The following is an 18,050-nucleotide window of genomic DNA, read 5'->3' on the forward strand; positions in this document are numbered from 1 at the left end:
CCCGATGGACAAGAACCGCTTTGCAGACCTCGTGGAACAGGCGTTAGATAAACTCCCCGATGAATTCCTGGAAATCATGGATAACGTTGAGGTCCTGGTCGAAGACTACCCTACCAAATCCCAGTGCGCCGGCGCTAAGAAAACCGAACTCCTGGGCTTGTATGAAGGCGTTCCTCTGACCGAGAGGGATTCACGGTACAGCCTGGTGCTACCCGATAAAATCACCATTTTCCAAAAACCGATCGAAGCTATCTGCCGCACCGACGCCGAAATCATTGATCAGGTTGAGAAAACGGTCAAACATGAAGTAGCCCATTTCTTCGGCATGTCGGACGACGAACTCAACGACATCGAGGCTGGCTGGCTGGAAGGGGAAGAAGAGTAGTCCGTTGTCTGGAACCGACCGGGTCAAATACAATCCGCTGCCGTTGACCATAAGCTCACTGACCGACGACTTCCGGCGTGTCGGAGTGCGGCCGGGGATGACACTCATTGTCCACTCATCTCTCTCCTCCATGGGTTGGGTATGCGGCAACGCCCAGTCGGTCATCATGGCGCTAGAGGCGGCTATCGGCGAAACAGGTACCCTGGTCATGCCGACCCATACCAGCGATAACTCCGACCCCGCTTTCTGGAGCCGCCCACCGGTACCGAGCCAGTGGTGGGATATCATCCGCGCCGAAACGCCGGCCTTTGATCCGGAATTGACGCCGACCCGCAAAATGGGCGCGATACCTGAGACTTTCCGAAAGCAGCCAGGGACCATCCGAAGCAGCCATCCTCAGGTTTCGTTCGCCGCCCGCGGTCCGCTGGCGGCGAGGATCGTATCCAATCACAGCCTGAATTATGCGCTGGGGGACGCCTCCCCGCTTGGCCGTTTGTACGAAATCGGCGGCTTCATACTGTTGCTCGGCGTAGGTTATGAGAACAATACCACCCTGCATTTGGCCGAATTCCGAGCTATTTTCCCGGGGAAGAAGGTCGAGCGCGGCGGGGCGGCAGTCAACGAAAATGGCCGGCGTATCTGGAAGATCCTGGAGGATTTTTCGGAGGAGTCCGACAAGTTTCCGGAAATCGGAGCTGCCTTTGAGACGGCCCTCCCACACAAGGTTACAACCGGCCGAATCGGCCTAGCTGAAGCCAAGTTAATGCCGGTGCGCGACCTCGTGGATTTCGCGACGGCCTGGTTGGAGGCTAACCGGAAATGATCCACGACAACATCGAGCGCTGTCCCTGGCCTTTGTCCGGCGGCGAGATAATGATCAGGTACCATGACGAGGAATGGGGAGTGCCGACTCACAGCGATGCTCAGCACTTTGAGTTCCTGGTACTGGAAGCCTTTCAGGCTGGGTTATCGTGGCTGACCGTCCTGCGTAAAAGGGCCGCCTTCCGAGAGGCTTTCGCGGGCTTCGACGCCGCCGCCGTGGCGGCTTTCGATGACATGAGAATCAACGAACTTCTGTCAAACCCGGGCATCATCCGCAACGGTTTGAAAATCCGGGCGGCAGTAAACAACGCGGGGCGGTTTCTTGAAGTCCAAGTCGAATTCGGTAGCTTTGACGCTTATCTCTGGCATTTCACTGGAGGCAAACCTGTTATCGGCGGTTGGACTTCGCTGGCAGAACTGCCGGCAAAAACCGGGTTGTCAGACAAAATTTCGGCTGACCTGAAGCGCCGCGGTTTCAAGTTCGTCGGTTCCACCATTATCTACGCCCACCTTCAGGCGGTGGGTATCGTTAACGACCACCTGGTAAACTGCTTCCGGTTCAAGCAAATGACCGGAGCGTGATACCGGCGGGAAACGATCCTGACCGCTATAAAATATATGAGGCTCTGTAACGAGCCTCATACAATACGGGCAGACCAATCCCAGCTCAATACTGCTTTTTCCGCAGTGCCTTTCTTTTCCGGTAGCAGGAATAGCAGATCACCTTAAGTCTATTGGGCGCGTCCGGGGCAAATACATACTGGCATTCGGCGTCCAATGGGTTGCCGCACGGTTCTCCGTGCTCGTGTTCGGTTTCAGTGCACTCGCACTTGCCGCCCGATCTTTCCAATACAGTCTGCTTGACTTGGCTGTCAAGGAAAGCCACGATACTCAACCTCCATTTACTTTTTTCGGCAAAGTTATATACCAGAGAAATTCCGGATCTGTCAATCCGTTGCCTGTGCTCAGCGTAAAAAAATAAGGATCATTTACCCAGCCGCCACACTGTTTCCTCCAGCAAGTCACGCCAGCGGCCGCCGAGGCGGAGGTAGTCCAGCCACAGCTTGCTGGCCGAAGCGCGGAGGCCGTCCTTCAGAGGCGAGATTTTCTTAAGATCAGGCGCGATCCCCGCCAGGAACGAAATAGCGATCAGGCCGCTCTCCATACCTACTGCTTTGACCCCTACCTTCAGACCCAGCATTCTGATGCGAATGATGTAAGACAAGTTCTGCGCCTCAGGCGGCGGCGGTCCGAAACGGTCGGTAAGCTCCCGTTCGAAATCGGACAATTCTTTCTCGTTTCGTATAGCCGCCAGACGTTTATAGAATCCCAACCGAAGAGCCTCTTCGGGAATATAACTGTCAGGGATATAGGCCGATAGTGGCAGTTCGATTGTCGGAGGCGGTATCTGGCTGGACTTAAGGAGTTCGGTTTCCTTGCCGGTTTTTATTGCTTTCTGTTCAGCCACCGCCTCGGAGAGCATCTGGGTGTAGAGGTGAAACCCCACCGCCGAAATGTGCCCGCTTTGCCGTGTGCCGAGCAGCGACCCGGCGCCGCGGATCTCCAGGTCTTTCATAGCGATACCGTAGCCCGCTCCCAATTCTGCCGCCTCGAAGATGGTGCGAAGGCGCTTTTCGGCGTCGCCGGTGAGACGCTTACCCTTCTCATACAGGAAGTAGGCATAAGCCAATACAGCACCGCGGCCGACACGGCCTCTAAGCTGATAAAGCTGGGTTAGACCGAAACGGTCAGCTTGATTGACGATTAGGGTATTGGCGTTGGGCACGTCCAGCCCGCTCTCGATGATGGTGGTGCAGACCAGCACGTCGACCGAGCCCTCGGCAAAGCGGGCCATGGCCACCTCAAGTTCACCTTCCGGCATCTGACCGTGACCGACTATGAAAGAAACCTCAGGCACTAGTTTCTTGAGCCGCTCAGCGATGAAGTAGATGCTTTGAACGCGGTTGTGGACAAAGAAAACCTGGCCGCCTCGCTCCTTCTCCCGCAGGATAGCTTCGCGTACCAGGTGGTCGTCGTAGCCGGAAACGAAAGTCTTGACCGGCAGCCGCTCGTTCGGCGGCGTTTCGATGACGCTCAGGTCGCGTACCCCTACCAGCGACAGATGCAGGGTGCGGGGGATGGGGGTAGCCGACAGAGTAAGCACGTCAACTTCCTGCCTCATCCGCTTCAAAAACTCCTTATGCATCACCCCGAAACGCTGTTCTTCGTCAATGATGAGGAGACCCAACTTCTTGAAATGGACATCAGGCTGCAGCAGGCGGTGGGTGCCGATCAGGATATCTATGCCGCCGTGCTCCAGAGATTCCAGGATTGCTTTCTGCTCTTTATCGCTACGGAAGCGGGAAATCACCCCCACTTTCACCGGGAAGGCAGCAAGGCGGCTCTTAAAGGTTGAGTAATGCTGCTGGGCTAGCACGGTGGTCGGTACCAGCACAGCCACCTGCTTGCCGTCCATGACCGCTTTAAAGGCGGCACGCAGCGCCACCTCGGTCTTACCATAGCCGACATCGCCCAGGATTAGGCGATCCATCGGTATGGGCTTCTCCATGTCTTCCTTGACTTCAGCCAAAGCCCGGGACTGGTCCGGCGTCTCCACGTAAGGAAAGGAACCTTCCAGTTCCCGCTGCCACATCGTGTCGCGTGAGTAGGCGTAGCCGGGGACGACCTGGCGGGCGGCGTAAAGCTCGATGAGCTCGGCGGCCACCTCTTCGGCGGCGGCTTTAGCCCGTTCTTTGGAACGCGCCCACTCCTGGGTACTCAAACGGTTCAGAACCGGGGGTTCGCCGTCACCGCCGACGTAGCGGCTAACCCGGTCAACCTGATCCGTCGGCACATACAACCGGTCCCCGGAGGCATATTCCAACTGCAAATATTCGCGTCGAGCGCCGGAAACTTCCATAATGACGATGCCGCCGAATCTGGCGACGCCATGATCGATATGAACGACATAGTCTCCCGGAGTTAATTCAGGCAGGAAAAGCCTTTGTGCCTGAGCGCTTCGGCGAGGGCGAGAGCGTTCCTTGACGAAACCAAACAACTCAGCATCAGTAAAAAAGAAGGTTGTTCCAGCCAGGACCCATCCCCGATCCAGCAAAGCGTGGGCCAGGGTAATGGTGCCAGCGGCCGGCGGCGCGGCAAGACTGCTGGTGAAGTGGTAAGGAACACCCGCCTCAGAGAACAGCTCCTTCAGCCGGTCAGATTGATAACTGGCTACCACCAGACGCGAACCTTGATCTCTAAGCTCATTAACCCTAGTGAAAAATGAATTCAGCCGCCCGGCATAACTGGGCGCCGGCATAAGCGGCAGTTCAATAACGCCACCCTCCCCGGATCCCCACGAAGACAATTCAGCGGTCTGAAACGAAGCTGTGCTTGCACTTATTGACTTCCAAGGTAGATAAGGCATAGGGAAATCGGCCGGCAGTTCGGCCGCGGCGGTCTTCTCGGCGCGCAGAGTCTCTGCTTCCCGGCTAAGAATTCCCCAGGCTTGTTCGACCGCGACCGGCTCATCAATAATTACCAGGGAATCCGGTGAAAGGAATTCTAGGAGCGAAGACCGGTTTTGGTATGGTGCCCAGAAAGCCGCTGTTTCCGGCCGGTTGCCGCGCTTCAACCCGTCAAGTTCTTCAGCCAGCTCGCCGCGCATTTCCTCGGCAATCCCGTCCAGGTCAATCCACGGCAGCAGTTCCGGTTCGAGCAGCAGAGTGGCTGGGCTGAAACTCACGTGATCCAGCGATTTCAGCGAACGCTGAGTAGCGGCGTCAAATATGTGGATCCTATCGATAACATCTCCGAAAAACTCCATGCGTACCGGGTTGTCGCCGGCGGGCGAAAAAACATCCATAATGCCGCCCCGCCGGGCAAAAGTCCCGGGAGTTTCAACCAGATGTTCAGCCCGGTACCCTATGCTTGCGAGTTTTCGCGCCAACTCCAGCGGAGGCGTTTCAGTACCCGCAGCAACAGTGATCCAGCTGCCTCTGAAAGTCTCCGGATCAGGCAAAGGCCGCAGCAAGGCATCAGGAGCGACAATGGTAATTAAAGGTTTCGATACTGGATGCCCGCCGATTTCAGCCAGCGCGCGAACCGTGTCAAGTTCAGTCCCCCTGTCGACAGCTGCCCGCTGGTATGGCAGAAGATCGGGGCCAGGGAAGAGCCGTACAACATCTTCGCTCAGCCACAAAGCAAGCTGCTCGGTTAGATTGCGGGCTTTTTCGGCGTTGGCTGTGATCACCAGTCCCGGCCGGCGCAATTGGTTAAACAATGCGCCGATCAAGTACGGCCTGGCAGCCTCGTTAACCGAAAAACGGCTGATGGTCTGCCGCTTTCGGCGGTTATCAGACAGCCAGTCACAGAGAGGCTGAGATTCGGTAATCAGTGGGAACAGCCCGTTAAGATTCATATGTATGTTGTTTCTGGAAATACCCCGGGCTAGACCGGCGTCTGCCCGTGGGGCATTTTACACGCGTCGGCACCGGTTGTCCAAAGGTAAAGGCCGTTGCTATAATGCAGGAACCTTATGAACGAAAAGCCGCGATACCGCCGTATCGTCATCAAACTAGGTACCAACCTCCTCACCGGCGGTACCGGCAAGCTTGATCAAACGGTCATGTCCGGCCTGGTAGCGCAGGTCGCCGCCGTTATTCGCCACGGCAGCCAGGCAATCATCGTAACATCAGGCGCCATCGCCGCCGGGAAAGAGAAGCTGAGTGCCTATAAAAAGCACCGGGACATTCCCTACAAGCAAGTGTTAGCCGCGGTGGGACAAAGCCGTTTGATGAATGTTTATGAAGGGTTATTTGCCGCCCACGATCTGACCGTGGCGCAGGCGCTCTTAACCCGGACCGACCTGAGCGACCGTTCCGGCTACCTCAACGCCCGCAACACACTGCTGGCGATAATGGAACTTGGCGTCATCGCTATTGTGAATGAAAACGACGTGGTGGCGGTGGACGAGATTCAAGAAGCCAAATTCGGCGATAACGACAGCCTTTCAGCGATGGTGGCCAATCTGGTTGACGCAGACTTGCTGCTTATTCTGTCTGACGTCAACGGCTTGTATACCGCCAATCCACGGAGCGACCCTGAAGCCCGGCTCATCCCGGTTGTCGAGCGGATCACCGCCGAGATCGAAGCGCTGGCCGGCGGCGCCGGCAGTGCGGCTGGCACCGGGGGCATGATCACCAAAATCGAAGCCGCTAAACTGGCCACGGCTTCAGGTGTCCATGTCATCATTGCTTCCGGAAGGTTGGATAAAGTTATCGAGCAGATTGCCGTCGGAGACTGCCCCGGGACCCACTTTCTTCCCCAGGCATTTCCGGATGCTCGTCACCGCTGGTTGGTTTCCGGGCTTTCGACCCGCGGCCGTGTACTGATTGACGAAGGTGCAGTCCGGGCTGTGATGAAATGCTCCAGCCTGCTGCCCGCAGGAATAAAGGCTGTCGAAGGTGTTTTCAAGCGCGGCGACATTGTCCGGCTAATCACCCCGGGGGGCTCCCAGTTGGGATTCGGCATCGTCAACTACGACGCCGCCGAGATCGATAAGATCAAAGGCCTGCATTCCGACGCCATCGCCGGTAAGCTAGGCCACAGCTATGGCGACGAGATTATTCACCGTAGCAACCTGGCGGTGTGCTAACAATGGCTTACCGGCGCAACCCGATCAAGAAACAGGTCACCGGTCAGGAATGACTGTCAGATATCAGGGGGGTTCGGCCAGGCTATACGCCAAGGACGTTGAGAAACCGGTGGCCGATGTGCGCTATCAGATGATGCTGACCCAGGCCACCAAATTCACCCGCATCAAGTGGTGGGGGGATTTCTCCTCCGGCAAAGAACTAAAGACGCTCGGGGAGTTCATCATTGAGTTCGATGACGGCACCCGCGGGGAAATTGTCGTCTTTAGCAGCGGAGCGGCATCAAATAAGAACGGCCGTTTTCAGTACAGTTTCAACGGCCGCGGCCGGCTCGGCGGCGGAAATTTCCGTTCCCACGGCAAGCTTACTGAAGAATAGCCCAGCCGCCGTAACTTCAATATTGAATGAACGTACGACCAGCGAAAAGGGTTAAAAAAAGGGTGGCTAGTCCTTAACGCCTTTGGCCTTGACGTAATCGACGACATCCTTGACGGTGAGCAGTTTCTCGGCTTCCTCGTCCGGGATCTCCAGCTTGGCTTCCGGGGTAGAGAACTCTTCCTCAAGGGCCATGATTAGCTCGACCAGGTCGAGCGAGTCGGCACCCAGGTCATCGGTGAATTTGGACTCCGGGGTGACGTCCTTTTCCTCCACCGAGAGCTGCTCGACGGCGATTTTCTTGACGCGTTCCAAAACTGTGGCCACTAATACCCTCCTGAATCAGTCTCGCTGAACCAGCGTCGCCACTGAACTCAGCACTCCGTTGACAAACTTGGCGGAACTTTCCGAGCCGAACTCCTTGGCCAGTTCCACCGCTTCGTTGATGGCGACTCGAACCGGGACATTATTATCGTGGAAAAGCTCGTAGATTGCAAGCCGCAAGACGTTGCGGTCAATAGGTGAAAGCTGTGACACAGGGTAAGCCGGGGCCAACCTGGTAATGATGCCATCGGCCTCGGCCTGGTGTTTCAGTGCCCCCTCAACAAGCGCCCGGGTGAAAACGTCGTTCTCGGCTGGCAGGTCGGCGCCGGCTATCTGGCGGTCAAGCACCGCCGCGGCGTCATGCCGGGCGATATCCGCTTCATAGAGAACCTTAAGGGCCAGGACCCGGGCCTCGTGGCGCTTGGTCATAGACTTACAGGGTCATTCCGCCGTCGACGGTCAGGGTCTGGCCGGTAATGTAGCGCGCTTCTTCGGAGGCCAGGAAGACGGCGGCAGCGGCTATATCCTCAGCCGCGCCGAGACTTCCCAGCGGGATGCGGGCTAGGAGCGCCTCTTTGGCTTCGCCGGTCATACCGGCGGTCATGTCGGTGACAATAAAACCAGGCGCTATAGCATTCACTGTCACCTGCCGGGAAGCCAATTCCTTGGCCAATGACTTGGTAAAACCAATGATACCGGCCTTGGAAGCAGCATAGTTAGCCTGACCGGCGTTGCCGGAAAGACCGATTACGGATGACAGGTTGATAATCCGCCCGCCGCCACGACTCTTGAGCATTGGACGCAGCGCGGCGCGGCAACAGAGGTAAACACTCTTCAAATTGGTATCCAGGACGGCGTCCCAGTCTTCTTCACTCATCCGCAGGAGGAGGCCGTCGCGGGTGATGCCGGCGTTGTTGATCAGGATGTCCAGACGACCGAAGCTGGCACTCGCGGCTTCGATAACCCGGACCGCTTCGGCGGCGGTTGATACATTGCCCTGTACCGGCACGGCCTTGCCGCCGGCGGCGTTGATTTCGTCAGCGATCTTGGAAGCTGAATCGGACAGGCTGTTCAGAACCAGAGACGCGCCTTCGGCGGCGAAGCGGCGGGCAATCGCGGCGCCAATACCTCGGCCAGCGCCGGTGACTACGGCGACTTTGCCTTCCAGCCGCCTCAATTCCATGGATTAGCCTGAAGGTTTTTAATTGCCTGCGCCTCGGAAATGTTAATCGTCTTGACGTCGCGGTTAATACGTCGGACAAGCCCGGACAGAACTTTGCCAGGGCCGATCTCGATGAACGTGCTGACTCCGGCGCCGATCATATACTCCACCGATCTCTGCCAGTAGACCGAGGTCGTCAACTGTTTGAGTAGCTCGGCCCGGATATCTTCGGCGCCGGTGATCGGCAAGCCAGTGGTATTAGCCACAATGGGGACAGCGGTGTCTTTGAAATTGAGGCGTTCGACAACTTTGCTCAAACCTTCGGCTGCCGGCGCCATCAAGGGCGTATGGAACGCGCCGGAGACAGCCAGCGGCACTACCCTTGCGCCCTTGCCGGCCAATATTTCAGAGGCGGCGGTCATCTTATCTCGGTCACCTGAGATAACGATCTGGCCTGGCGAGTTGTAGTTGGCGACAAAGATACCGAACTCGGCGGCAGTCTGGTTGATGACGGCTTCATCCAGCCCCATCACCGCGGCCATAACACCGGGCGACTGCTGGCTTGCCAGCTGCATCAGCCGTCCTCGTAAAGCAGCCAGTTGAACGGCATCGTCAACATCAAGCGCGCCTGCGGCAGCCAGCGCAGTATATTCGCCTAGGGAATGGCCGGCTACGAAATCAGGTTCCGGCAAAATATCCATATCACGGAGGGCGGCTAAATAAGCCAGGCTAGCCGTTATGATGGCGGGCTGGGCGATAGCCGTCTCTCTGAGTTTTTCCTCCGGGCCTTCAAAGCACAGGCGGGAGATGGAGAAACCCAATCGCTCATCCGCCGCTTTGAACACCGCCCGGGCTGAATCGTATTCTTCATAGACATCCAAACCCATACCCGGCGCCTGGGCACCCTGGCCGGGAAACACGAAGGCAAGCATCGGTTTAACCACCTGTCGCCCCTCTCCCGTTGTCAAGCGATATCAAAGCGTGCGCCAAAATTACTCGGCCTTTTTCCTGTCCTTAGCTGGCTTCTCTGGCTTCGCAGGCTTTTCCGCCTTGACCTTTTTGTCTTTATCAGACTTAGCGGTCTTCTCCGCTTTTTCAGGCTTGGTCTTCTTTGATTTCTCGGGCTTTTCAGCTTTGGCGGTTTCGGCAGCTTCTCTGGCGGCTTTGTCGGTCTTTTCCGACTTCTTCTTAATTTTAGTCTCAAGATCCAGAACGACGCGGCCGTCGTAGACACCGCAGGACGGGCAGGCGCGATGCGGCAGCATCGGCTGGCGGCATTGGGGACATTCCATCAATTCCTTGGGTTCCAGGTGCAAGTGACTGCGCCGTTCGCCCTGACGTGATTTACCGAGTTTCCGTTTAGGTAGCGGGGCCATCTATTTCTCCATATATCCTTATTTAGTGTTACTGCTTGGTATTAATGCCCGGACAATCCGCCCGGCAAAGGGGTTTCATCGGCTGGGACAGGATGATGTACTGGCGCAGAGCATCTGAAAGGTCAAGGATGTGATGTTCGTCAATGGTAAAGTTCTCTGCTGCTTCTTCAATATCCAGCGGCAGGCCGCTGGTCACATCCAGCGTTGGTAAATATTCTTCCTCGAACCTGACCTCCAGGGGACACTGGTATTCGTCAAGGCAGCGGCAGCATTCCTGGGGCAAGATCGTCTTGAAGTCCGCCTTGACTAACACCGAACGCGGCGTCCTGGTGAATTTGATTTCGCCTTTGACGTTGACCGAAACGCCTTCCACCGTCAATGAATCGTCAATTTGATAGTCTCGCGTGGCGCCGACAAGCCCTTTTTCCAGCTGCGCCACATTAAAACTTAGCACGCCGCATCCTCCACAAGCGTTGTATTATAGACAACGACCTGTTTTAAAGCAAGTTCAAGCTGAACAGGTGTTCAAGTCTAAGGCTCAGTAGCACGGCAACCACATTAATTGTTAAAATAGTCGGTCATTTATTAAGGAATCAGCAATATGAGTACAGCATTCGGTAATCTCAAATTTATCAGCGCCATCGAACGTTTTCTAAAAAGGGAATCAACGGGCGGCATCCTGCTCTTCGGGGCGGCTGTTGCCGCCATGATTATCGCCAACTCGCCCATATCGGAGTCTTACTTCCACTTCCTGCATACCAAAGCCGGTTTCAGTTTCGGAAGCTTCCAGCTTGAACTTTCACTAGCCCACTGGATCAACGACGGCTTAATGGCGCTTTTTTTCCTATTGATCGGGCTGGAAATCAAACGCGAACTCTTAGTCGGTGAGTTATCATCCCCGGCCAAGGCGGCCTTCCCGGCTTTAGGCGCTCTTGGCGGGATGATTGTTCCTGCCGCCATCTACCTGGGTTTCAACATGGCCGAAGACGGGAATCCCCACGGGTTCGGCATTCCAATGGCCACAGATATTGCCTTCGCCCTAGGCTTTCTCATGCTTCTGGGCAACCGGGTGCCGGTAGCACTCAAGGTTTTCCTGGTTTCGCTGGCAGTCATCGACGATCTGGGCGCTATTCTGGTTATCGCCATCGGATATTCTTCCAACCTAGATTGGGCGGCCTTAGGCGGCGCGGCGGTAATTGCCGGCGCGCTTATCGCTTTGAACGCCGGGGGAGTCAAGAAACTGGTACCCTACCTGGCCTTAGGGGCAGTATTGTGGTATCTGGTATTCCAGTCAGGCATCCATGCGACCATAGCCGGAGTGATCCTCGCCTTTACGATCCCGGTACGCCAAAAAATCACCAGCGAACAGTTTGTCGATACCTGCAGGCTGGAGCTGGATACTTTCGGCGGAGCGGAAGGCAAGCGGAAAAACGTCTTGCTAACTTCTGAGCAGCAGGATGCGGTCGAAAAAATCGGCGAGGCTTATGAACAGGTGCAGAATCCCCTGCTGCGGCTGGAGCATTCACTCCACCCGTTCAGCGCTTTCTTGATCATGCCGGTCTTCGCCCTGGCAAACGCGGGTGTCGCTCTCGGCGGCTCCGACGTGAACCTGATGCAGCCGGTAGCCTGGGGTATCTTAGCCGGTTTGATTATCGGCAAACCTCTCGGTATTGTCGGAATGACATTCCTAATCAGCCGACTGGGCTGGATAAGAAAGCCGGATTCGTGCCAATGGAATCACATTATCGGAGCCGGAATCATCGGCGGAGTGGGATTCACCATGTCAATATTCATCGCGGGATTGGCTTTCGAGGAACCCGGACTTATCGATTCCGCCAAGCTGGCAATTGTGAGCGCGTCATTGATTGCGGGCGCCGCCGGTGTGTTCTATTTATGGCGGTTGCCGCCGCCGACGTGCAAGCTCGACGAGAAATAAAATCCGAGAGTTAAATCACCCGAGACAGTGTTTTAGGACCCTCTGTACTTATTGCTCGTCAACTTTGTCGTCGCGCTTGTAGCTGCCCAGAACCCTTATCCGGTCGGCAACCTTTTCCAATTCCTTGAGTGCCCGCTGCGTCGCCGGGGCGTTTAACCCTTTCTCAAAATCCAGATAGAAGTTATAGTCCCAGGCGCGGCTGGTCACGATAGGACGGCTCTCGATCTTGGACAGGTTAATGTTCTCGTCGTTGAAACACTTTAGGACATGGAAGAGGGCGCCCGGAATATTTTTGGCATGAACCACCAGCGAAGTTTTATCGGCATCCAGGTCGTAAGGCGTGTCAGGCCTGGCGATAATCAAAAAACGCGTATAGTTCTTTTTTTCGGTTTCGATATCGCGGGCAAGTATCTTCATGCCATAGATCTCAGAAGCCAGCGTCGAGCCAATGGCCGCCGCGGTATGCAGGTCCTGACCTTTGATAAGGCGTACAGCAGCGGCGGTATCTTCAGCTTCGATCCGGCGCATCTTGGGATGTTTGTCCAGAAATTCCTCCGCCTGACTCATAGCCAGCGGGTGGGTGTAAACCTCAGTAATGTTCTCCATCTTTGTTCCCGGAAGGGCGATCAGATTGAGCACCAAGCGCATATATTCTTCGCCGACAATACGCGTATCGTATTTAAAAAGAAAATCGTAGTTTTCCAGAAACGAGCCGTAGAGCGAGTTCTCAATGGCTACAACTCCGTAGTCAGTCAGACCTTTATGGACGTCTTCGAAAACCTGTTTGAAAGTTTCGCTCTCGATTATCTCGGAGTCTCCAGGAAATTTCTTACGGGCAACGATATCGTGAAATGACCCCCGGGCGCCCTGAATCGAGATTTTAATCATTTCAGACTCCTAGAAGATTAGATCTGATCAATTTAAACTAATGATAACCATAATCCCGGGCAATGGCAATAGATTTATTGTGGACCGGCACCTGCCTTAATGAATCCCCCGCAGATGCCTGACCACCTTGTCGGCCAGCACCAGCACGGCAAACGCGCATTCCACCACAGGATGCAGCATTTTCTGGCCGCGCTCATTTATCGCCAGCGGCCAGGTACGGCAAGTTTCCGGGCGGATGTTGTAAATGGTACACCGGCCGTTTTTAGGGTTCCACCATTGGCAGGGACGGGCATCCTTGATCGTCCACTCATTCCCTCCATGGGAAAATAAGTCTTCTGTCCTCCGCCGCAGTACCCGACTGATGCGTTCGGCATCTTTCTGGTTGACCACGATCTTGCTGGTCCGGGAGCAGCACCAGCCACAGCCGGCGCAATATTCACCCAGCTTCTTCAATAGGCCGCGGGATTCTTCACCGATGACATCAACTGCTGCCACCAGTTCCTTCAGCTGGTCATCGGGCATCGGGAATGCCGAAGGATAGTTCGCCCGCAGCACCTCAGCCACCCGGGTGATAAAACGATCGTATTTTATACCCACCTTTTGCCGTTTATCAGCCACCATGGCCTGGACTGCGGCTAAATCCTGTTCCAGTCTGTCATCTGAAGCTGATTGGGGCACACCGAAACCTCCCGAGCACTTCGACATTATCTATCTTACAGGTACTCTATAACCACCGCCAGCCTTATCTATAGGAGTCCAGGTTTGAATACCTATCTTACCGGGACGGGCGCCGCGACCTTGCCCCTCCGCCGGTCTTCATCTATACTGGCCTTGATTTCTTTTACAGGTGAACCTATGGACGCTCTCAACGAACTGAAGATGAAGTGCCACCACGCCAAACAGGCCAGTCGTAAATTATCCTACGCCGCCACGCCGGTAAAAAACGCAGCGCTTGAGGCCATGGCCGCCAGCCTAATTCTCCAAAAGGACCGGATACTAGAGGCCAACGCCATTGACCAGATCGAGGCCAAGAACGCCGGCATGAACCCTGCCCTGCTTGACCGCCTCATCCTGACCGAACATCGTCTTGAGGTCATAGCCGCCGACGTCCGATGCGTCGCCGCTCTCCCCGATCCGGTGGGTGAGTTTTTCGACATGCGCACTCTGCCCAACGGACTGGTCATCGGCAAAAAGCGGGTGCCTCTCGGTGTCATTGCCGCAATCTACGAGTCCAGGCCCAACGTCACGGTGGACATCACCGCACTGTGCCTCAAATCCGGCAATGCCGTGGTCCTGCGCGGCGGTAAGGAGACGCTAAATTCCAATAAGGCGCTGGTCGAGGTCATCATCGCCGCCATAGAATCCTCAGGTATCGACAGTAACGCCGTCCAGTTTTTCGACACGACGGACCGAGCCCTGGTGCCGAATCTCCTGAAGATGAGCGACCAGATCGACTTGGTTATCCCTCGCGGCGGTACCGGCCTGATCAATTTCGTTAAAGAAAACTCTACCATTCCAGTAGTCGCCGGCGGAGCCGGCGTCTGCCACACCTACGTTGACGCTTCAGCCAAGATCGAGGAAGCCGTGGCTATTGTCTACAACGCCAAGATTCAAAAGCCTTCGGCTTGTAACGCCCTGGATACCATTCTAGTCCACAAGGATATTGCCGAACACTTCCTGCCCAAAGCCGCCACCGAGTTAAACAGAATGAACGTGGAGTTACATTGCGACCCGCGCTCATCGGAGATCCTTTCAAAAAGTCCCGGGTTGAAGCTGGTGCCGGCCATCGAGGATGACTGGGGTCAGGAGTACCTGTCCCTGACCGCCGCGGTCAAGGTAGTCAACTCGCTTGACGAAGCTGTTGACCATATTGCCGCCTACGGCGATGGTCATTCAGAGGCCATCATCACCGAGGATTACTCCGCCGCTTCGCGCTTCATGAACGAGGTGGACGCCGCGGCGGTCTATGTCAACGCCTCCACTCGCTTTACTGACGGCGCACAGTTTGGCCTGGGGGCGGAGGTCGGCATCTCCACGCAGAAGATGCACGCCCGCGGCCCGTTGGGTCTCAAAGAAATCACCTCCTACAAATGGCTGGTCTACGGTTCGGGCCACATCCGGCCTTAAGACTGCGTCTTTGTCGATCACAACGAACTTGAAAAGGTTACACATGCCAAGAATAGATGGCCGCGGTCCTGATCAACTGCGCTCAATAAAGATCACTCCCGGCTTTCAGCCATATGCCGAAGGTTCGGTATTGATTGAGCAAGGGAATACCAGAGTCGTGGTATCCGTTTCAATGGAAGAACGAGTACCGCAGTTTCTTAAGAACACCGGCACCGGCTGGGTGACCGCGGAATACGCCATGCTGCCTCGGGCGACTTCAACACGCACCCAGCGTGAATCAGTCCAGGGCAAATTGTCCGGCCGCGGCCAGGAAATACAGCGGCTGGTCGGTCGTTCTCTAAGGGCAGTTACCGATCTATCTGCTCTCGGCGAGCGAAGCTTCGTCGTTGACTGCGATGTCCTCCATGCAGACGCCGGTACCCGAACGGCTGCAATTACCGGTGGTTATATCGCGCTTTTCATCGCTTTTGAAAAGCTGCGACGCCTTGGTGTCATCAAACAGATGCCGCTGAAAACTCAAGTGGCGGCAGTCAGTGTTGCGGTCAATCGGGGCAATATATTGCTTGACCCCTGTTTCGAGGAGGATTGTTCAGCCGAATCTGATTTCAATCTGGTGATGAACGGCAGTGGTGAGTTTATCGAAATTCAGGGCACGGCGGAAAAAAAGGCCTATTCAAAAGCGGTGCTGGATGGTGTATTGGATTTGGCAGAAGCAGGGATTAAGAGATTGTTCGAGATACAATTAGAGGCGGTTAAGAGCCTTTAAAATTCCCCAAATATTCCGCGGCCCACTTCAACGCTGCCGCCGCTGCCGATTCCCGGTTCTTATCGCGGTCGCCCTTGAAGATGAATTTCCGGCTCCATGTCCCTTCGGGAGTAGCCAACCCGATATAGAATAAGCCGAGCGGCTTGGCTGAGGTTTCTCCTCCCGGCCCGGCGATGCCGGTATCCGAAAGACAAATATCAACACCGAGCGTCCGGCGCCCACCGGCAGCCATTTCTTCAGCCACCTGGGCGCTGACAGCACCGTAATTCATCAGGGTTTCGTATTTTACGCTGGCTAAACGCAGTTTGATCTCATTATGATATGTAATCAGCCCACCCCTGAAAAATTCGGAGGCTCCGGGTACCGAGGTCAATCTGACAGCTATAAGCCCGCCAGTGGCGGATTCCACCGTACCTATCGAAAGGCCTCTACGGAGGAGCGACTCGGCGATCTTCTGTTCTTCTACGGCCAATCTTCACCGGTTCCTGATGGGATTTTTAAACCTGTGTTATAATCTCCGGCGGTAAGAATTATTATCAGACTCGTGATCACTTTTTCAACTCCAAGACTCAGCCTATTCTTCATCAGCGTTTTATGCAAACTCGGATTCACTGCGGCGACCGGTAGTCCTTATATAGTGACTCAGGGCAAAGCTGTCCTGGGAATTATATTATGGCTCATGTGGTTTATCACTCTGTGGCTTGTGACCTTGCCGCAGACTGACGTCTTCGCATCGGGTTGGGCTTGGCGCCTACAAAAAATATCTAAATTTGCCATACTGTGCCTACTGAGCCTAGGCCTGGCTACGGGCGTACTGTTCGCCGGGCTGAAAACTAGCCTTATCGAACCCGCATCTTTCAGTCCGCCGATTGACGGTATGCTTGCCTATCTCAAGTCACAACCCCGCTATTCTGACGGTGCGGCCCTCGTTCAACAGGCTACGGTTAACTTTATCGAAGGCCAAAATCCATATATTTCGGCTAATGTCATCACCGCAATGGAGGACTATGACAGTCACCAGGAAAATTTCGGACCTTACATCAATCTTACGCCGCTGCAGGAAGGCAGATTCGCCGATGTCTTCCCGTACCCAGCCAAAGAACAACTTAATTCTGTGTGGCAACAAGCCAGGCTGAACCCGGAACAGGTACCTGTCGAACTGGAATCTCGTCTTTCGTACCCCGCGGGTTCCTTTTTAATCCAGGTGCCTTTTGTCTCTGCCGGGGTAGTCAATATGCAGTACGTTGTCGCTTTCTTCTTGTTAATTGGTATTGTTACCGGGTTGTGCCTGTTGCCGCGCCGTTTTTGGATGGTTTTTATCTTAGCAGCAGCAGTTAGCCTGGAATTGTGGGTCGGTGGCCTTATCGGTTTGGAAAAACGGCTGCTGCTCTTCCCTTTCATTCTTGCCGGCTGGCTGTTGATTCCCAGGAAACCTTTAGTCAGCGCGCTGTTATTGGGAGCGGCTGCGGCTACTTACCAGACAGTCTGGTTCCTATTGCCATTCGCGAGCGTATACGTGTTTCACTGTTGGGGCTTGAGCCGCGCACTCGGGTATTCCTTGGTTGCCGCCAGTATATTCATAGCCATTAATCTGCCTTTTCTTGTCGATGATCCCGCGCTCTGGTTGGCTTCAGTCACAGCACCTATATTCGATCGGGTTTATCCCCTTGGCGTCGGACTAGTAAGCCTGGTACAGACCGGGATGATTAATATTGACTCTCCGCTGCTGTTTACAGCATTAGAGATTACAGTTCTTTTTGGGGGATTGGGTTGGTATTCCCTTAAAGGAGGCCGTCATCCTCAAGCCGGCCTGCTGCTTTCAGTCATGCCAATATTTTTTGCTTGGCGGAGTTTCAACACCTATTTTTTCTTGATAGACCTGGTTGTAATCGCCGCCCTGCTCATTGAATACCAGGGCAGGGCCGTAACTGCCGAACCATTCCATACTCCTACCACTATGGTGCGTTCGTGAGTCAAGCATACGTTGATTTCCGGGTCCAGCCAGGCGCTAAACAGACCGAGGTCGTCGGTTTTTATGCCGATTCCATAAAAATAAAGGTGGCAGCGGTTCCGCAGAAAGGCAACGCAAATGCGGCGCTTATCGAATACCTTTCCAGTGAATTAGGCTTGCCGAAAGACGCCATTCAGATAATCCGAGGGCATTTCGGCCGGAATAAGTCTGTTTCTTTTGAAGGCCTGACACCGGAGGAAGTGAAACGCCGCCTAATCTCGTGA

General features: G+C 55.1%; 19 protein-coding genes and 1 pseudogene. 10 read left to right on the forward strand and 10 right to left on the reverse strand.

Translation table 11 applies throughout. The features are described 5' to 3' along the window. Positions 1 to 4 precede the first annotated feature (4 nt). From ABV300_RS07995 to ABV300_RS08005, 3 genes are read left to right on the forward strand one after another with little or no spacing between them, the layout of a single operon-like run. Entirely contained in the window at positions 5 to 385 is a 381-nt protein-coding gene (locus tag ABV300_RS07995; RefSeq protein WP_353714334.1) for a metallopeptidase family protein, read from the forward strand. A gap of 4 nt (positions 386 to 389) precedes the next feature. Beyond that, complete coding sequence (locus ABV300_RS08000; protein WP_353714335.1) at positions 390 to 1,208, forward strand: AAC(3) family N-acetyltransferase; 819 nt, start codon at positions 390 to 392, stop codon at positions 1,206 to 1,208. A gap of 11 nt (positions 1,209 to 1,219) precedes the next feature. Next, positions 1,220 to 1,789, forward strand: a complete 570-nt coding sequence (locus ABV300_RS08005; protein ID WP_353715386.1) for a DNA-3-methyladenine glycosylase I — start codon at positions 1,220 to 1,222, stop codon at positions 1,787 to 1,789. A 403-nt stretch (positions 1,790 to 2,192) separates the two neighbouring features. Here ABV300_RS08005 and mfd read toward each other — a convergent pair whose 3' ends face one another. Further along, positions 2,193 to 5,627: a transcription-repair coupling factor gene (gene mfd / locus ABV300_RS08010; RefSeq protein ID WP_353714336.1), complete on the reverse strand. Its 3,435-nt coding sequence runs from the start codon at positions 5,625 to 5,627 to the stop codon at positions 2,193 to 2,195. A gap of 117 nt (positions 5,628 to 5,744) precedes the next feature. On the opposite strand from mfd, the gene proB reads away from it, so the two are divergent. Both proB and ABV300_RS08020 read left to right on the forward strand, forming a co-directional pair. Then, entirely contained in the window at positions 5,745 to 6,863 is a 1,119-nt protein-coding gene (gene proB / locus ABV300_RS08015) for a glutamate 5-kinase (protein ID WP_353714337.1), read from the forward strand. Between the two features lie 49 nt (positions 6,864 to 6,912). Continuing rightward, a complete protein-coding gene (locus ABV300_RS08020; protein WP_353714338.1) occupies positions 6,913 to 7,239 on the forward strand; it encodes a hypothetical protein in 327 nt (108 codons plus the stop codon). Positions 7,240 to 7,305: 66 nt separating this feature from the next. Here the strand turns inward: ABV300_RS08020 and acpP are convergent, their stop codons facing one another. The 6 genes and pseudogenes from acpP to ABV300_RS08050 form a co-directional block, all read right to left on the reverse strand. Next, the gene (gene acpP / locus ABV300_RS08025) at positions 7,306 to 7,563 is read right to left on the reverse strand and encodes an acyl carrier protein (protein ID WP_353714339.1); all 258 of its coding nucleotides are present in this window, start codon (positions 7,561 to 7,563) and stop codon (positions 7,306 to 7,308) included. A gap of 15 nt (positions 7,564 to 7,578) precedes the next feature. Next, positions 7,579 to 7,989 carry a transcription antitermination factor NusB gene (gene nusB / locus ABV300_RS08030; protein ID WP_353714340.1) on the reverse strand — a complete coding sequence of 137 codons (411 nt, stop codon included), beginning with the start codon at positions 7,987 to 7,989 and terminating at the stop codon, positions 7,579 to 7,581. Between the two features lie 4 nt (positions 7,990 to 7,993). Then, positions 7,994 to 8,743: a 3-oxoacyl-[acyl-carrier-protein] reductase gene (gene fabG, locus ABV300_RS08035; RefSeq protein WP_353714341.1), complete on the reverse strand. Its 750-nt coding sequence runs from the start codon at positions 8,741 to 8,743 to the stop codon at positions 7,994 to 7,996. Continuing rightward, positions 8,734 to 9,666, reverse strand: coding sequence for an ACP S-malonyltransferase (gene fabD, locus ABV300_RS08040; protein ID WP_353714342.1), 933 nt, complete (start codon positions 9,664 to 9,666; stop codon positions 8,734 to 8,736). Before fabD ends, fabG begins: the two co-directional genes overlap by 10 nt. 225 nt (positions 9,667 to 9,891) lie before the next feature. After that, positions 9,892 to 10,098, reverse strand: a pseudogene (gene rpmF / locus ABV300_RS08045) (50S ribosomal protein L32); the annotation flags it as partial. Positions 10,099 to 10,126: 28 nt separating this feature from the next. Then, entirely contained in the window at positions 10,127 to 10,552 is a 426-nt protein-coding gene (locus ABV300_RS08050; RefSeq protein WP_353714343.1) for a DUF177 domain-containing protein, read from the reverse strand. A 147-nt stretch (positions 10,553 to 10,699) separates the two neighbouring features. Here ABV300_RS08050 and nhaA point away from each other — a divergent pair, with 147 nt between their 5' ends. Beyond that, on the forward strand, positions 10,700 to 12,034 hold the full coding sequence (nhaA, locus tag ABV300_RS08055) for a Na+/H+ antiporter NhaA (RefSeq protein WP_353714344.1): 1,335 nt from the start codon (positions 10,700 to 10,702) through the stop codon (positions 12,032 to 12,034). 48 nt (positions 12,035 to 12,082) lie between these two features. Here the strand turns inward: nhaA and ABV300_RS08060 are convergent, their stop codons facing one another. Both ABV300_RS08060 and ABV300_RS08065 read right to left on the reverse strand, forming a co-directional pair. Continuing rightward, positions 12,083 to 12,922: a prephenate dehydratase domain-containing protein gene (locus ABV300_RS08060; RefSeq protein WP_353714345.1), complete on the reverse strand. Its 840-nt coding sequence runs from the start codon at positions 12,920 to 12,922 to the stop codon at positions 12,083 to 12,085. Between the two features lie 96 nt (positions 12,923 to 13,018). Then, the gene (locus ABV300_RS08065) at positions 13,019 to 13,627 is read right to left on the reverse strand and encodes a YkgJ family cysteine cluster protein (protein ID WP_353714346.1); all 609 of its coding nucleotides are present in this window, start codon (positions 13,625 to 13,627) and stop codon (positions 13,019 to 13,021) included. A 150-nt stretch (positions 13,628 to 13,777) separates the two neighbouring features. Between ABV300_RS08065 and ABV300_RS08070 the strand changes: the two genes are divergently transcribed. Then, complete coding sequence (locus ABV300_RS08070; RefSeq protein ID WP_353714347.1) at positions 13,778 to 15,049, forward strand: glutamate-5-semialdehyde dehydrogenase; 1,272 nt, start codon at positions 13,778 to 13,780, stop codon at positions 15,047 to 15,049. Between the two features lie 43 nt (positions 15,050 to 15,092). Then, a complete protein-coding gene (gene rph / locus ABV300_RS08075) occupies positions 15,093 to 15,815 on the forward strand; it encodes a ribonuclease PH (protein ID WP_353714348.1) in 723 nt (240 codons plus the stop codon). Here rph and ABV300_RS08080 read toward each other — a convergent pair. Then, positions 15,802 to 16,287, reverse strand: coding sequence for a CinA family protein (locus ABV300_RS08080; protein ID WP_353714349.1), 486 nt, complete (start codon positions 16,285 to 16,287; stop codon positions 15,802 to 15,804). The two genes, rph and ABV300_RS08080, sit on opposite strands and share 14 nt — an antisense overlap. A gap of 72 nt (positions 16,288 to 16,359) precedes the next feature. Here ABV300_RS08080 and ABV300_RS08085 point away from each other — a divergent pair, with 72 nt between their 5' ends. After that, entirely contained in the window at positions 16,360 to 17,787 is a 1,428-nt protein-coding gene (locus ABV300_RS08085; RefSeq protein WP_353714350.1) for a hypothetical protein, read from the forward strand. Further along, positions 17,784 to 18,050, forward strand: coding sequence for a DUF167 domain-containing protein (locus tag ABV300_RS08090; RefSeq protein ID WP_353714351.1), 267 nt, complete (start codon positions 17,784 to 17,786; stop codon positions 18,048 to 18,050). The genes ABV300_RS08085 and ABV300_RS08090 overlap by 4 nt, the downstream gene beginning before the upstream one ends.

It is taken from the genome of Dehalogenimonas sp. 4OHTPN (genome assembly GCF_040448695.1).
In the GTDB taxonomy this organism is placed as follows: domain Bacteria; phylum Chloroflexota; class Dehalococcoidia; order Dehalococcoidales; family Dehalococcoidaceae; genus Dehalogenimonas.